The following is a 15,037-nucleotide window of genomic DNA, read 5'->3' as shown; positions in this document are numbered from 1 at the left end:
GGCGTGACTGGGGGCCTGACCGGGGGCGCGGCCGGCGGGCGGGTCTTCGACGTCCACGCGCACGTCTTCCCGCCGATCGGCCGGGACGAGGGCCGGATGCTGGCGGGGGCGGGCGAGCCGTGGCTGCGCGTCGACGGCGGCGGCGCCGGGATGATGATGAGCGGCGACGACGAGTACCGCCCGGTCGGCGAGGCGCTCTGGGACCCGGCGCGCCGCGTCGCCGACATGGACGCGGCGGGCGTCGACGCGCAGGCCGTGTCGTCCACGCCGCTGATGTTCGGGTACGCGGCGGAGCCGTCCCGCGCCGCCGACTGGTGCGACCTCGTCAACGACCGCATCCTCGCGTTCTGCGCCGCCGAGCCCGACCGGCTGCTGCCGCTCTGCCAGGTCCCGCTCCAGGACCCGGCGCTCGCCTGCGAGGTCGCGACGCGGGCGGCGGCGGACGGGCACCGCGGCGTCCACATCGGCAACCACGTCGGCGACCGCAACCTCGACGACGAGGGGATCGTCGCGTTCCTCGCGCACTGCGCCGGGCTCGGGCTGCCCGTGCTCGCCCACCCGTGGGACATGCTCGGCGCGTCCCGGATGCGCGGCCACATGCTGCCGTGGCTGTGCGGGATGCCCGCCGAGACGCAGCTCAGCATCCTCGGGCTGATGCTGTCCGGCGCGTTCGAGCGGATCCCGGAGTCGCTGCGGCTGTGCTTCTGCCACGGCGGCGGCAGCTTCGCGTTCCTGCTCGGCCGCGCCGACAACGCCTGGCGGCGGCGCGACCTCGTCCGCGCCGACTCGCCGCGCCCGCCGTCGGAGTACGTGGACCGGTTCTCCGTCGACTCCGCCGTGTTCGACCCGCGCGCCCTCCGCCTCCTCGTGGACGTCATGGGCCCCGAGCGCGTCATGCTCGGCACCGACTACCCGTTCCCGCTCGGCGAGCAGGAGCCCGGCGCCGCGATCCGCGCCTGCCCCGGCCTGGACGACTCCGAACGCGCCCTCCTGCTCGGCGGCAACGCCGACGCGTTCTTCGCCCCGGCCCACGACCTCGTGACGACCGAAGGATCGGTGCAGTGAGTCTCGAAGAGGAGGCGCGGCGGCTCGACGCGGCCGACCCGCTGCCGACGCTGCGCGGCGAGTTCCACGTCCCGCCCGCGCCCGGCGGCCCGCACCCGGAGGCGGCGTACTTCGCCGGGAACTCCCTCGGCCTCCAGCCGCGCCGCGCCGCCGACCTGCTCCGCGAGGAGCTGGACGACTGGGCGCGGCTCGCCGTCGAGGCGCACACCCAGGGCCGCCGCCCGTGGGTGGCGTACCACGAGCTGCTCCGCGAGCCCGCCGCCCGGCTCGTCGGGGCGCTGCCGCACGAGGTCGTCGCGATGAACTCGCTGACGGTGAACCTGCACCTGCTGATGGCGAGCTTCTACCGCCCCGCCGGGTCGCGGACGCGGATCGTGATCGAGGACGCGGCGTTCCCGTCCGACTCGTACGCGGTCGCGAGCCAGGCCGTCCACCACGGGCTCGACCCGGCCGGGACGGTCGTCCGGCTGCGGCCCCGCCCCGGCGAGGACGTCCTGCGCACCGAGGACGTCCTCGCCTACCTCGAACGCGAGGGCGGGACGGTCGCGCTCGTCCTGCTCGGCGGCGTCAACTACCTGACCGGCCAGCTCATGGACATCCCGGCGATCACCAAGGCGGGCCGCGCCGCCGGGGCCGTGGTCGGCTGGGACCTCGCGCACGCGGCCGGGAACGTCCCGCTGCGCCTGCACGACTGGGACGTCGACTTCGCCGCCTGGTGCACCTACAAATACCTGAACAGCGGGCCGGGCGCGGTCGCCGGATGCTTCGTGCACGAGCGGCACGTCCGGGACGCCTCCGTGCCGAAGCTGTCGGGCTGGTGGGGCACGGACCCGTCCGTCCGGTTCCGGATGGACCCGGACATCGCGCCGACCGCGTCCGCCGACGCCTGGCAGCTCTCCAACCCGCCGATCCTGGCGCTCGCCCCGGTGCTGGCGTCGCTGGAGATCTTCGACCGGGTCGGGATGGACGCGCTGCGCGCCAAGAGCGAGCGCCTCACCGGCTACCTGGCGTCCCGCCTCGCGCCCGTCGCCGGAGCCGAGGTCGTCACCCCGTCCGACCCGGCCGCGCGCGGCGCCCAGCTCTCGCTGCGGGTCCCGGACGCGGGCGGCCTGACGCGGCGGCTCGCGGAGGCGCACGGCGTGATCGCGGACGCCCGCGAACCCGACATCGTGCGCCTGGCGCCCGTCCCGCTGTACTGCACCTTCCACGACTGCCACCGCGCCGCCGAGGCCCTCGCCGACCTCGTCGAGCGGTAGGGGCGTCAGCAGTCCTGTGTGGTCAGCGCGGGACTCTCGCTCGGTACGGGCCGGGCGCCCGGTGCCCCGGCCTCGCCGGACGGACGGGGGCGGAGCGCGCCCGCCGACACCGTCATCACCGCGACGATGCAGGTGATCATGGCGAAGGCCGCCGGGTAGGAGAGGGTGCCCGCCGTCCAGCCGGTGACGGCGGGGGCGGTCAGCCCGGACAGGTAGGTGATCGTCGCGACGCCCGCCACACCCTCGCCGGGCGTCGCGCCCCGGTCGGCCGCCGCCGCGAACACCAGCGGGACGACCGTCGCGACCCCGACGCCGATCAGCGCGAACCCGGTGATCGCGGTCCACGGCGCGCGCGCCGCCACGACCAGGACGCCGCCGAGCACGGCGACCCCGCCCCCGCAGCGGACGACCTTCGGCGCGCCGAACCGCCGCACCAGCCGGTCCCCGGCGAGGCGCGTCGCCGCCATGCAGGTCATGAAGATCGTGAAGCTCGCGGCGGCGAGGCCGGGCCCCGCGTCGGTGACCTCGGTGAGGTAGACGGCGGTCCAGTCGGCGCTGGCGCCCTCGGCGAACGTCCCGCAGAACCCGACGAGCCCGATGGCGAGGACCGCCCGGTTCGGCAACGCGAACCGGCGGGGCGCGGGGACGCCGGCGGCGGGACGGTCGGGGAGCAGCCCGCGTCCGCCCGCGACGCCGACGCCGAGCAGCACGGCGGCCACCAGCCCTAGGTGCAGCCGGGCGTCCACCCCGTGGTGCGCGGCGAGGATCCCGACGCCGCCCGCCGCGAGGCTGCCGACGCACCACAGCCCGTGCAGCCCGGACATGACCGGGCGTCCGATCGCCCGCTCCACCGCGACCGCGTGCGAGTTCATCACGACGTCGCTCATCCCGGCGGCGCCGCCGTACAGCAGCATCGCGGCGAACAGCCAGCCGGGCGCGGGCGCGAGCGCGGGGAGCGCGATGATCGCGCACCAGGCGGCGATCAGCAGCCGGACGGCGCGCCGCTCGCCGATCCGGTGCGCCACCCGGCTCGCGGTGGGCATGCCGGTGAAGGCGCCGATGGACGGGCACAGCAGCGCGAGGCCGAGGACGGTGGGGGAGAGGTCCAGCCGGTCCTGGATCCAGGGGATGCGGGTGGCGAGCGTCCCGGCGACGGCTCCGTGGGCGATGAAGATCACGCCGATGGCGCGGTGCTCCCGGCTCTTCCGGGGGGTCCGGGGGGTCGTCTCCCCGGAATGACGGAGATGCATGACTGGGAAACTAACAGGAAGGCTTCCTGATGAAAAGAGGTATAAGGCAGGAACCCTGACTAATATGGCGTCCGTGAAGACCGCCGACCCGACGATGGCCCGCGCGATCAACGACCGGCTCGCGCTCGACCTCCTGCTGGAGCGCGGCCCGCTGACCGCGCCGCAGCTCCGCGACCTGACCGGGCTGTCCCGGCCGACCGTGGCGGATCTGATCGAGCGGCTGCGCGCGAGCGGGCTGATCGAGGTGGCGGGGGAGACGGGCGCGAACCGGCGCGGCCCGAACGCCCGCCTCTACGGCCTCGTCGCGGACCGCGCGCACGTGGCGGGCGTGAACCTGCGCCGGGACGCGGTCCACGTGACGGTCGCCGACATCGCCGGGAACGAGATCGGCGCCGTGTCCCGCCGCCTCCCGGCGGAGCCGGACCTCGTGACGTTCATCGCCGAAGCGGTCTCGGAGGCGGCGGACGGGCGCGTCCCGCACACGCTCGTCCTCGGCACGCCGGGCCTCATCCATCCGCGCACCGGGCTCGCCACCGGCGGCGACGTCCCCGGCGGCCGGGCCGACCTCGGCCCGGCGCTGCGCGACCGGCTCGGCACGCGGGTGATCGTGGAGAACGAGGTCAACCTCGCCGCCATCGCCGAGCACCGGGGCGGCGCGGCGGCCGGCCGCGACGACTTCGCGCTCCTCTGGATGGACGACGGCGTCGGCGCCGCGATCGTCCTGGACGGGCGGCTGCGGCGCGGCGCGTCCGGCGGCGCGGGCGAGGTCGGCCTCCTCAAGATCGGCGGCGAGGACTTCTGCGACCTGGTCGAGGCCGGGGTCGCGCGGGACCTCGGCCCGGAGGCGCTCGCCGACGTGCTCGTCGAGAGCGTGTTCGTGCTCGTCGCCGTCATGGACCCCGGTCTCGTCGTCCTCGGCGGCGGCATCGGCCGCGACGGCGGCGACCGCCTCGCCGGGCTGGTCGCCGCCCGGCTCGACGCCGTCTCGCCCGCCCCCACCGAGGTGCGGGCGAGCGCGGTCGAGGGCGACACGATCCGGCGCGGCGCGGTGCTGACCGCCCTCGACCTCGTCCGCGACGACGTCTTCGGCTGACGGAGCGTTCGACTGACGGAGCGTTCGGCTAGCCGCCGGGCTTCGGCAGGCGCTCGCCCGCGCGGAGCCGGTCGAGGCCGAGCCAGATGAACTCGCCCGCCATCTGCTCGGCCCGCTCGCGCGGCGTGTCCGGGTGCTCAAGCCACCACGACACCATCGACAGCATCGACCCGTACATGAGCGGGACGAGCAGCCGCGCCCGCCGCTCGTTCACCTCCAGCGCGGCCCGCGACAGCTTCGGGTCGGCGCGGCGGCGGCGCAGCAGCAGGTCGGCGAACGCGGCGCCGAGCCGGTCGCGGAGCCCGCGCAGCTCCAGCCCGACCTCCGGCTTGTCGATGTGCCGGACCAGCAGGGCCCACGCGGCGGGCTCCTCGGTGGCGTAGTCGAACAGCACCCGGATCATGGCGCGGATGCCCTCGGCGGAGCCGTGCTCGGCGAGCACCGCCGCGTTCAGCCGTCCGGTCAGCTCGGCGACGATCGACTCGGTGACCTCGCCGAACAGCTCCTCCTTCGAGGCGAAGTGCTGGTAGAGCAGCGCCTTGGACACCTCGGCCGCGGCCGCCACGTGCTCCATCTGGGTCAGGTGGTAGCCGCGCGCGCCGAACTCCTCCAGCGCCACCCGGAGGAGCTGCTCGCGCCGCCGGGCGTGCGGCATCCGCCGCCGCGCGCCCGGTGCCGTTCTGCTCGCGCCGTCGGTCATTTCCCGGTGTACTTGCCCAGTTCGGCGCGGGCCACGGAGCGGACGTGGACCTCGTCCGGCCCGTCCACGATGCGCAGCGTGCGCAGGCCCGCCCACATGGCGGCGAGCGGGGTGACGTCGCTGACGCCCGCGCCGCCGTGGATCTGGATCGCGGTGTCGACGACGTCCAGCGCGACGCGCGGCGCGATCACCTTGATCGCCGAGACCTCCGACCGCGCCGCCTGCGCGCCCCGCTCGTCGATCAGCCACGCGGTCCGCAGCGTGAGCAGGCGGGCCTGGTCGATCGCCATCCGCGCCTCGGCGATCTGCTGCTGCACCACGCCCTGCTTGGCGAGCGGCCCGCCGAACGCCTCGCGTGTCAAGGCGCGCTCGCACATCAGCTCGAGCGCCCGCTCGGCGGCGCCGAGCGCGCGCATGCAGTGGTGGATGCGGCCGGGCCCGAGCCGGGCCTGCGCGATGGCGAAGCCGCCGCCCTCCTCGCCGACGAGGTTCTCCACCGGCACCCGGACGTCGGTGAACGTGATCTCGCAGTGGCCGTGCTGGTCCTGGTAGCCGAACACGGGCAGCGGCCGGACGACCTCCACCCCGGGCGTGTCCATCGGGACGAGCACCATCGACTGCTGCCGGTAGGGATGCCCGTCCGGGTCCGTCTTGCCCATCACGATCATGATCTTGCAGCGCGGGTCGGCGCTGCCGGTGATCCACCACTTCCGGCCGTTGATCACGTAGTGGTCGCCGTCGCGCGCGATGCTCGTCGAGATGTTCTTCGCGTCGGAGCTCGCGACGTCCGGCTCGGTCATCGCGAACGCGCTGCGGATCTCGCCGTTCAGCAGCGGCGTCAGCCACCTCTCCTTCTGCTCGGGCGTGCCGAACAGGTGCAGCACCTCCATGTTCCCGGTGTCGGGCGCCGCGCAGTTGAGGGCCTCGGGCGCCAGTTCGGGGGAGCGGCCGGTGATCTCGGCGAGGCTCGCGTAGTCCGTGACGGACAGGCCGTGCGCCGGGTCGTCGCTGTCCGGGAGGAACAGGTTCCAGAGCCCCCGCTTCCGCGCCTCGGCCTTGAGGTCCTCGACGACCCGCGGGACGTGGTGCTCCCGTCCCGCCGTGCGCAGCTCGGCCCGCTGCGCCGCGTAGACGGGCTCGGCGGGGTAGACGTGGGAGGCCATGAAGTCCTGGAGGCGGCCGAGGTGGTCCCGGGCCCGCTCGCTCAAACCGAAGTCCATTCCGCTAGGGTAACTGACGAGTCAGTTACTTCCGGAGGGAGCCCCCATGCCCGCGTTCGCGGCGGACGGCAAGGTCGCGCTGATCACGGGCGGGGCGCACGGCATCGGGGCGGCGGTCGCCCGCCGCCTGGCGGGCGGCGGCGCGCGGGTCGTCCTCGCCGACGTCGACGCCGCGGCCGGGGAAGTGCTCGCGGCGGAACTGGACGGCGCGTTCGTCCGCTGCGACGTCCGCGAGCCCGCCGACAGCGAGGCCGCCGTCGCGGTGGCCGTCGACCGCTTCGGCGGCCTGGACGTCGCGTTCCTCAACGCGGGCGTCGCCACGGGAGGCGGCGTCGGCGACGGGTTCGACCTCGCCGGGTACCGGCGGGCGATGGGCGTCAACCTCGACGGCGTCGTGTTCGGCGTCCACGCGGCGCTGCCCGCGCTGCGCGCGCGGGGCGGCGGCGACATCGTCGCGACCGCCAGCATGGCCGGGCTCACCGCCGCGCCGTTCGACCCCGTCTACGGCGCGAACAAGGCGGCCGTGGTCGGGCTCGTCCGCGCCCTCGGCCCCGCCTACGAGGGGGAGGGGATCAGGGTGAACGCGCTCTGCCCGTCCTTCGCCGACACCGACATCCTCGTCCCGCTGAAGGGGCACCTCCAGGAGACCGGCTTCCCGATCCTGGACGTGGCCGACGTCGTCGAGGCGTTCATGCGCGTCCTCGCAGGGGACGGCACGGGGGAGGCGTGGTACGTGGTGCCGGGCCGGGAGTCCGAGCCGTTCCGGTTCCGCGGCGTCCCCGGGCCCCGCTGAGAGTCCCGGCCGACACGCGAGCCGACACGCGAGCCGACAGCGACAGGAGAGACATGCGAGCGATCCAGATCACCGAGTTCGGGGGGCCGGAGGTGCTCACCGTCGCCGACCTGCCCGAGCCGTCCGCCGGGCCGGGGCACCTGCTCATCGACGTCTCGCGGGCCGGGGTCAACTACGCCGACACCCACCAGGCCGAGAACAGCTACCTCCAGGAGTCCGCGCTGCCGCTGGTGCCGGGCGGCGAGGTCGTCGGCGTCGCGGACGGCCGCCGCGTCGTCGCCCTCACCGGCACCGGCGGCTACGCCGAGCGGGCCGTCGCGCCGGAGGCGCTCGCCTGGGACGTCCCGGACGCCATCGACGACGTCACCGCGCTCGGCATGATCATCCAGGGCGCGTCGGCGTGGGTGCTGCTGCGCCGCAGCGTCCACCTGGCGGCGGGGGAGTCGGTGGTCGTGCACGCCGCCGCGGGCGGGGTGGGGAGCCTCGCCGTCCAGCTCGCGAAGGCGTGGGGCGCGGGTCGCGTCATCGCGACCGCCTCGTCCGAGGAGAAGCGGGCCCTCGCCCTCGACCTCGGCGCGGACGTCGCGATCGACGCGAACGAGCCCGACCTCAGGGACGCCCTCGTCGACGCCAACGGCGGGAGGCGGGTCGACGTCGTCCTGGAGATGACCGGCGGGACCGTCACCGACCAGAGCCTGCGCGCCCTCGCCCCCTTCGGCCGCCTCGCCTTCTACGGGATGGCGTCGCGGGAGGAGCCGGCGGCCGTCCGCCCGGCGACGCTGCTGACGCACTCGGCCACCATCGCGGGCATGTGGCTCGCGCACGTCTTCCAGCTCCCCGGGGACGTGATGCGCACCGCCCTGGACGAGCTGTTCGGGCTCGCCGCCACCGGGCGGATCCGCGTCGTCGCGGGCGGCGAGTACGCCCTCACCGACGCCCGCCGCGCCCACGAGGACCTGCGCGCCCGCCGGACGACCGGCAAGCTCGTCCTCGACCCGTCCCGCTAGCCGACGGGCTCTGGCCGACCGGCCCTAGCCCACCAGGCCGTTCTCGTAGGCGTAGACGACGGCCTGGGTGCGGTCGCGCAGGGTCAGCTTGGTGAGGACGTGCCCGACGTGGGTCTTCACCGTCTGCTCGGCCAGCACCAGCTCCGCCGCGATCTCCGCGTTGGACAGCCCGCGCGCGATCAGCCGCAGCACGTCCAGCTCGCGCGGCGTGAGGCCCGCCGTCGCCTGCGGGCTCGGCCGCTGGTGCCGCCGCCGACGCGCGAAGTCGCCGATCAGCCGCCGGGTGATGGACGGCGCGAGCAGCGCGTCCCCGGCCGCGACGATCCGCACGCCGCTGACGAGGTCGGCGGCCGAGGCGTCCTTCAGCAGGAAGCCGCTGGCGCCCGCGCCGAGCGCCTCGTAGACGTACTCGTCCAGGTCGAACGTCGTGAGCACGAGCACCTTCGGCCTTGCGACCGCGGGGTCGGCCTCGGCGGCGGGCTCGCCGACCAGCTCGGCGGTGGCGGCGAGGCCGTCCATCTCCGGCATCCGGATGTCCATGACGATCACGTCCGGGTCGAGCGCGCGCGCCATCTCCACGGCCTCCCGGCCGTTGCCCGCCTGCCCGACCACCTCGATCCCCGGATCGGAGGACAGCAGCGCCGCGAGCCCGTCGCGGATCATCACCTGGTCGTCGGCGATCAGCACCCGAATCGTCACCAGGACACTTTATTGCCCCGGAAGATCGGTCCGGGTCGCCGTAGGGAGGCAGATCAGTCCGGGTCGCCGTAGGGAAGCTCGGCGACGACGCGCCAGCCCGCCTCGTCGAGGGGGCCCACGTCGAGGCTGCCCCCGAGCATCGTCACCCGCTCGCGCATTCCGACGAGCCCGTGCCCGCCGCCCTGCGACCCCTCCGGCGCGCCGCCCGCCCCGTCGTCGACGACCGACACCGTCAGCGACTCGGCGCCGTACTTCACCTCGACGTGCACCCGCGCGCCCGGCGCGTACCGGGACGCGTTGCTCAGCGACTCCTGCACGATCCGGAACGCCGAGAGGTCGACGCCCGTGGTCAGCGGACGCGGCATCCCCACCACGACCGTCGCGACCGACAGCCCGGACTGCCGGGCGGCGGAGACCAGGTCGTCCAGCCGCTCCAGGCCGGGCTGCGGGGCCCGCTCGGCGCCCTCGTCGTCGCTGCGGAGCAGGCCGACGACGCGCCGGGTCTCGGTGAGCGCCTCGCGCGCCGCGTCCCGGACGACGCCGAACGTCTGCCGGGCCGCGTCCGGCAGGTCGGGGATCTTGTACGGGGCGGCCTCCGCCTGCATCGCGATCACCGACATGTGGTGCGCCACCACGTCGTGCAGCTCCCGGGCGATGCGGGCGCGCTCCTCCAGCACGGCCTGGCGGCGGAGGTCCTCCCGGTGCTGCTCCTCCCGCCTGCGCAGCTCCTCCATCGCCGAGTGCCGCCCGCCGACCGCGTCGCCGAACGTCAGCGCGACGGCCGCGATCCCGGCGAGGATCATCCCGAACCAGCCGGGCATCCCGGCCACCACGGCGGGCAGCAGCACCCCGACGATCATCACCGCGCCGACGCCGACCGTGGTCTGCCGGTCGGCGCCCACCCCGGTGAAGAAGAGGATCACGATCATGGCGAGGATCGCCGTGACCGGCCAGGGCATGAAGCCCTCCCCGTGCCGGGCGAGGACCGTCAGGAACATCCCGGCCGCTGCGACCCGCCACGCGGCGAGCGGCCACCGGACGGCGAAGATCAGCGGCGTCGCCTGCAGCACGCCGAGCGGCCAGGCGAGCCCCGGCTCCATGCGGTAGCCCACGATCGCGATGGCGATGGACCCGGCGGTGAAGCCGACCGTCAGCGCGAACAGCAGCGCCACCAGCGGGATCCGCAGCGCCAGGGACCCGGGCAGCAGCGTGACCGCCGGGTCGTCCCGGCCGGGCACGAGGGCGGCGCGGACGCCGGCGACCAGCCGGGGCCGGACCCCGGGCGCGGTGCCGTCCGCGGCGGGGCGGCGGTTCGTGTCGTTCATTTGCGGTCGAGCCTAGAACGCGGCGCGCCGGTCCGGCCTGCCCCCGGGGAGGGAGATCCGTCCCGCCCCCCTGGTATCAGCGCCGGCCGGCGGCTCGCCCGGACTTCGGTGATCTTGCGGTCCCGGGCGGGGCGACGCAGACTGCGGGAATGAGCGACGTGAGCCATCCGATCTTCGCCCGGCTCTACCCGAGGCTCGACGCCGGGTGCGCCAGGGCGGGCGGCGACGCGCACCGCGCCGAGCTGCTCGCGGGCGCGTCCGGGCGGGTGCTGGAGGTGGGGGCCGGATACGGGGCCAACTTCGCGCACTACCCGCCGGAGGTCGCCGAGGTCGTCGCCGTCGAGCCGGAGCCGCGGCTGCGCGCCATGGCGGGACGCGCGGCGGCGGAGGCGCCCGTCCCGGTGACGGTCCGGCCCGGCGTCGCCGAGGACCTCGACGTCGACGACGCCTCGTTCGACGTGGCGGTCGCGTCCCTCGTGCTGTGCTCGGTGCGGGACCCCGTCCGCGCGCTGGCGGAGCTGCGCCGCGCCCTGCGGCCGGGCGGCGAGCTGCGCTACTACGAGCACGTGCGTGGCTGGACGCCCGGCAAGACGCGGGTCCAGCGCTGCACCGACGTGGTGTGGCCGTTCATCGCCGCGGGGTGCCACGTGTCCCGCCCGACGGACGAGCTGATCGCCCGCTCCGGGTTCACCGTCCGGGACGAGCGGCGCTTCGAGTTCCCGACGCCCGCGCGGGTCAACCCGGCGTCGCCGCACGTCCTCGGCACGGCCGTCCGCGACTGACCTCGCGCGCCGCCGCGCGGCGTTCGCCGCGAAGGCGCCCATGAGGTCCTTCGCATAAGGTCCCGCCGCCGGGGAAGATCCGCTTCCATGACCGATCAGGAGAGCGGGACGCGCGACACCGGCCGGGACGGGGACGGGACGTCCCACTCATCCTTCACCGCCGCGCTCCTCGCCGGGGCCGCCGCGCTCGGCGGGTTCCTGTTCGGCTACGACTCCTCGGTGATCAACGGGACGGTCGACGCGCTGAAGGAGCACTTCGGCCTGAGCGGGTTCGTCGTCGGGTTCGTCGTGTCCGCCGCGCTGCTCGGCTGCGCCGTCGGGGCCTGGTTCGCCGGGCCGATCAGCGACCGGATCGGACGGGTCCGGGTGATGCTGATCGCCTCGACGCTGTTCGTGATCAGCTCGCTCGGCTCGGCGCTCGCGTTCAACCCGGTGGACCTCACGTTCTGGCGGCTGGTCGGCGGCCTCGCCATCGGCGCCGCGTCGGTGATCGCGCCCGCCTACATCGCCGAGATCGCGCCCGCCGCGCTGCGCGGCCGGCTCGGCTCGCTGCAGCAGATGGCGATCGTCCTCGGCATCTTCGCGGCGCTCGTCGTCGACTACGTGATCGCCCGCGTGTCGGACGGCGGCGCCACCGGAACGTTCCCGTGGGGCGGCGGCGCCTGGCGGTGGATGTTCGCCAGCGCGATCGTGCCCGCCGTCCTGTGGGCCCTCATCGCCACGTCGATCCCCGAGTCCCCGCGCTACCTCGTGAAGAAGCACCAGAGGGAGCGCGCGCGGCGGGTGCTCGTCCGGGTGATGGGGCACGGCGACGTGGACGGCAAGATCGCCGACATCGAGCGGTCGATCGCCAGCGACCGCCCGGTCCGGCTCGGCGACCTGCGCGGTTCCCGGCTCGGCCTGCTGCCGATCGTGTGGGTCGGCATCCTGCTGTCGGTGTTCCAGCAGTTCGTCGGCATCAACGTGATCTTCTACTACTCGTCGTCGCTGTGGCAGGCGGTCGGGTTCTCGGAGAACGACGCGATGCTGACCTCGGTGATCAACTCGCTGGTGAACGTGGTGTTCACGCTGGTCGCGATCGCGCTGGTGGACCGGGTCGGGCGGCGTCCGCTGCTGCTCGGCGGCGCCGCCGGGATGGCGGTCTCGCTCGGCCTGCTGACGATCTGCTTCGCGACCGCCCCCATCGTGGACGGCGAGCCGCACCTCGGGAGCCTCGCCGGGCCGGTCGCGCTCGTCTCGGCCAACGTGTTCGTCGCCTCGTTCGCCGCGACGTGGGGCCCGGTGGTGTGGGTGATGCTGGGAGAGATGTTCAACAACTTCATCCGCGCGTCCGCGCTGGCCGTCGCCGCCGCCGCGCAGTGGCTCGCCAACTGGGTGGTCACCACGACGTTCCCCGGGATCTCCGGGTTCTCCCTCGGCCTCGCCTACGGGATCTACACGGTGTTCTCCGTCCTCGCGTTCCTGTTCGTGATCAAGGCCGTCCCCGAGACCAAGGGGCGCGAGCTGGAGGACATGGACGAGCTCGCCGTCCCGGGCGCCCGCGCCTGACGCCCGGCGGGGCCGCGGCCCGTCGGTTACAGTGGAGGCATGCCGTACGCGTTCGAGACGACGACGCCGGGTCACTCCCGGCGCCGCGACGGCATGTCCTGACCACGGGACGACAGACCACGCGCGGAAGGGCCCCGGGAGCGATCCCGGGGCCCTTTCCGGCGTCCGGGACCGCCGCCCCGGCCCTCCGCCACGAGAGGAGCCGCAGATGAAACCGGATGCGTCCGGCGCGCACCCCGAGTCGATAGCATCGGAACCCGCTGACCCCTACCCATCACCCCGAGGAGTATCCGTGTCCGAGCTGCGCATCACCTTGGACGGGGGCGAGCGGGCGGTGCCGGCGGGCACCACCGCGGGCCAGGCGCTGGACGCCGACGGCCGCACCGTGATCGCCGCCCGGGTCAACGGGGAGCTGCGCGACCTCGCGGCGGGCCTGCGCGACGGCGACGCCGTCGAGCCGGTCGAGATCGGCTCCGCCGACGGCCGCGCGATCATGCGGCACTCGGCGGCGCACGTGATGGCGCAGGCCGTCCAGGAGCTGTTCCCCGACGCCCGGCTCGGCATCGGCCCGCCCGTGGAGAACGGCTTCTACTACGACTTCGACGTCGCCGAGCCGTTCACCCCCGACGACCTCAAGCGCATCGAGAAGAAGATGCGCGAGATCGTCAAGCAGGGGCAGCGGTTCTCCCGGCGGCCGGTCTCCGACGACGAGGCCCGCGCCGAGCTGTCCGCCGAGCCGTACAAGCTGGAGCTGATCGGCCTCAAGGGCGCGGGCGCCGCCGAGGAGGCGGCCGAGGGCGCGAGCGTCGAGGTGGGCGGCGGCGAGCTGACCATCTACGACAACCTCGACGCCAAGTCCGGCGACCTGCGCTGGAAGGACCTGTGCCGCGGCCCGCACCTGCCGTCCACCCGCGTCATCCCGGCGTTCAAGCTGATGCGCTCCGGCGGCGCGTACTGGCGGGGCAGCGAGAAGAACCCGCAGCTCCAGCGCATCTACGGCACCGCGTGGGAGTCCAGGGAGAAGCAGGACGAGTACCTGAGGTTCCTGGAGGAGGCCGAGAAGCGCGACCACCGCCGCCTCGGCGCCGAGCTCGACCTGTTCTCGTTCCCGAACGAGATCGGCAGCGGCCTCGCCGTCTTCCACCCGAAGGGCGGCGTCGTCCGCAAGGTCATGGAGGACTACTCCCGCCGTCGCCACGAGGAGGAGGGGTACGAGTTCGTCAACACCCCCCACATCACCAAGGGCGGCCTGTTCGAGACCTCCGGGCACCTCGGCTCCTACAAGGAGGACATCTTCCCGCCCATGGAGGTGGACGGGGCCGAGTACTACCTCAAGCCGATGAACTGCCCGATGCACAACCTGATCTACCGGGCGCGCGGCCGGTCCTACCGGGAGCTGCCGCTGCGGCTGTTCGAGTTCGGGTCGGTGTACCGGTACGAGAAGTCGGGCGTGGTGCACGGCCTCACCCGCGTCCGCGGCATGACCCAGGACGACGCGCACATCTACTGCACCGAAGAGCAGATGGGCGACGAGATCAAGCGCCTGCTGAACTTCGTCCTCGGGCTGCTGCGCGACTACGGGCTGAACGAGTTCTACCTCGAGCTGTCCACCCGCGACGACTCCGACAAGTTCATCGGCTCGGACGAGATGTGGGAGAAGGCCACCGCCGCGCTCCGCGACGCCGCCGAGTCCACCGGGCTCGACCTCGTCCCCGACCCGGGCGGCGCGGCGTTCTACGGGCCGAAGATCTCCGTCCAGGCCAAGGACGCGATCGGACGCACCTGGCAGCTCTCCACCATCCAGGTCGACCCGAACCAGCCGGAGCGGTTCGGCCTGGAGTACCAGGCGTCGGACGGCAGCAGGCAGCGCCCGATGATGCTGCACCGCGCCCTGTTCGGCTCCATCGAGCGGTTCTTCGGCGTGCTGCTGGAGCACTACGCGGGCGCCATGCCGCCGTGGCTCGCGCCGGTGCAGGCGGTCGGCATCCCGATCGGCGACGGGCACGTCCCGCACCTGCGCAAGGTCGCCGAGCGGCTGCGCGAGCGCGGGATCCGGGTCGAGGTCGACGCCTCGTCCGACCGGATGCAGAAGAAGATCCGCAACGCGCAGAAGCAGAAGGTCCCGTACATGCTGATCGCGGGCGACGACGACGTGGCGGGCGACGCCGTGTCGTTCCGGTACCGCAGCGGCGAGCAGAAGAACGGCGTCCCGATCGCGGACGCGGTCGAGGAGATCGTGAAGGCGGTCGAGGCCCGCGTCCAGATCTGACCGGCGGATCCGACCGGGCCGCCCGGCACG

At 74.2% G+C, this 15,037-nt stretch carries 13 protein-coding genes; 8 read left to right on the top strand and 5 right to left on the bottom strand.

Features of this window, described 5'->3' with window-relative positions; all coding sequences use genetic code 11:
* Positions 1 to 3: 3 nt before the first annotated feature.
* On the top strand, positions 4 to 1,065 hold the full coding sequence (locus FXF68_RS40840) for an amidohydrolase family protein (protein WP_246179220.1): 1,062 nt from the start codon (positions 4 to 6) through the stop codon (positions 1,063 to 1,065).
* Positions 1,062 to 2,321: a kynureninase gene (gene kynU, locus FXF68_RS40835; protein WP_148768192.1), complete on the top strand. Its 1,260-nt coding sequence runs from the start codon at positions 1,062 to 1,064 to the stop codon at positions 2,319 to 2,321. The genes FXF68_RS40840 and kynU overlap by 4 nt, the downstream gene beginning before the upstream one ends.
* A gap of 5 nt (positions 2,322 to 2,326) precedes the next feature.
* On the opposite strand, the gene FXF68_RS40830 is transcribed toward kynU, so the two are convergent.
* Positions 2,327 to 3,571, bottom strand: a complete 1,245-nt coding sequence (locus FXF68_RS40830) for an MFS transporter (RefSeq protein WP_148768191.1) — start codon at positions 3,569 to 3,571, stop codon at positions 2,327 to 2,329.
* A gap of 64 nt (positions 3,572 to 3,635) precedes the next feature.
* Between FXF68_RS40830 and FXF68_RS40825 the strand changes: the two genes are divergently transcribed.
* Positions 3,636 to 4,664 (top strand): ROK family transcriptional regulator, encoded by a 1,029-nt coding sequence (locus FXF68_RS40825; protein ID WP_148768190.1) that lies wholly within the window; start codon positions 3,636 to 3,638, stop codon positions 4,662 to 4,664.
* 28 nt (positions 4,665 to 4,692) lie between these two features.
* On the opposite strand, the gene FXF68_RS40820 is transcribed toward FXF68_RS40825, so the two are convergent.
* Complete coding sequence (locus tag FXF68_RS40820) at positions 4,693 to 5,364, bottom strand: TetR/AcrR family transcriptional regulator (RefSeq protein WP_148768189.1); 672 nt, start codon at positions 5,362 to 5,364, stop codon at positions 4,693 to 4,695.
* Entirely contained in the window at positions 5,361 to 6,584 is a 1,224-nt protein-coding gene (locus FXF68_RS40815) for an acyl-CoA dehydrogenase family protein (protein ID WP_148768188.1), read from the bottom strand. The genes FXF68_RS40820 and FXF68_RS40815 overlap by 4 nt, the downstream gene beginning before the upstream one ends.
* A 46-nt stretch (positions 6,585 to 6,630) precedes the next feature.
* Between FXF68_RS40815 and FXF68_RS40810 the strand changes: the two genes are divergently transcribed.
* Together FXF68_RS40810 and FXF68_RS40805 are read left to right on the top strand one after the other, a co-directional pair.
* Positions 6,631 to 7,377, top strand: coding sequence for an SDR family oxidoreductase (locus FXF68_RS40810; RefSeq protein WP_148768187.1), 747 nt, complete (start codon positions 6,631 to 6,633; stop codon positions 7,375 to 7,377).
* A 53-nt stretch (positions 7,378 to 7,430) separates the two neighbouring features.
* Positions 7,431 to 8,384: a quinone oxidoreductase family protein gene (locus tag FXF68_RS40805; RefSeq protein WP_148768186.1), complete on the top strand. Its 954-nt coding sequence runs from the start codon at positions 7,431 to 7,433 to the stop codon at positions 8,382 to 8,384.
* Positions 8,385 to 8,408: 24 nt separating this feature from the next.
* On the opposite strand, the gene FXF68_RS40800 is transcribed toward FXF68_RS40805, so the two are convergent.
* Together FXF68_RS40800 and FXF68_RS40795 are read right to left on the bottom strand one after the other, a co-directional pair.
* Complete coding sequence (locus tag FXF68_RS40800) at positions 8,409 to 9,083, bottom strand: response regulator (protein WP_148768185.1); 675 nt, start codon at positions 9,081 to 9,083, stop codon at positions 8,409 to 8,411.
* A 53-nt stretch (positions 9,084 to 9,136) separates the two neighbouring features.
* A complete protein-coding gene (locus tag FXF68_RS40795; RefSeq protein WP_148768184.1) occupies positions 9,137 to 10,408 on the bottom strand; it encodes a sensor histidine kinase in 1,272 nt (423 codons plus the stop codon).
* Between the two features lie 149 nt (positions 10,409 to 10,557).
* Here FXF68_RS40795 and FXF68_RS40790 point away from each other — a divergent pair, with 149 nt between their 5' ends.
* From FXF68_RS40790 to thrS, 3 genes are all read left to right on the top strand, one after another.
* A complete protein-coding gene (locus tag FXF68_RS40790) occupies positions 10,558 to 11,190 on the top strand; it encodes a class I SAM-dependent methyltransferase (protein WP_148768183.1) in 633 nt (210 codons plus the stop codon).
* A gap of 87 nt (positions 11,191 to 11,277) precedes the next feature.
* A complete protein-coding gene (locus tag FXF68_RS40785) occupies positions 11,278 to 12,738 on the top strand; it encodes a sugar porter family MFS transporter (protein WP_148768182.1) in 1,461 nt (486 codons plus the stop codon).
* 292 nt (positions 12,739 to 13,030) lie between these two features.
* Positions 13,031 to 15,007: a threonine--tRNA ligase gene (gene thrS / locus FXF68_RS40780; RefSeq protein ID WP_246179219.1), complete on the top strand. Its 1,977-nt coding sequence runs from the start codon at positions 13,031 to 13,033 to the stop codon at positions 15,005 to 15,007.
* The last annotated feature ends 30 nt before the right edge of the window (positions 15,008 to 15,037 follow it).

This window comes from Actinomadura decatromicini, assembly GCF_008121305.1.
Lineage (GTDB): Bacteria > Actinomycetota > Actinomycetes > Streptosporangiales > Streptosporangiaceae > Spirillospora > Spirillospora syzygii.
This window is presented reverse-complemented; position numbering and strand designations above follow the sequence as displayed.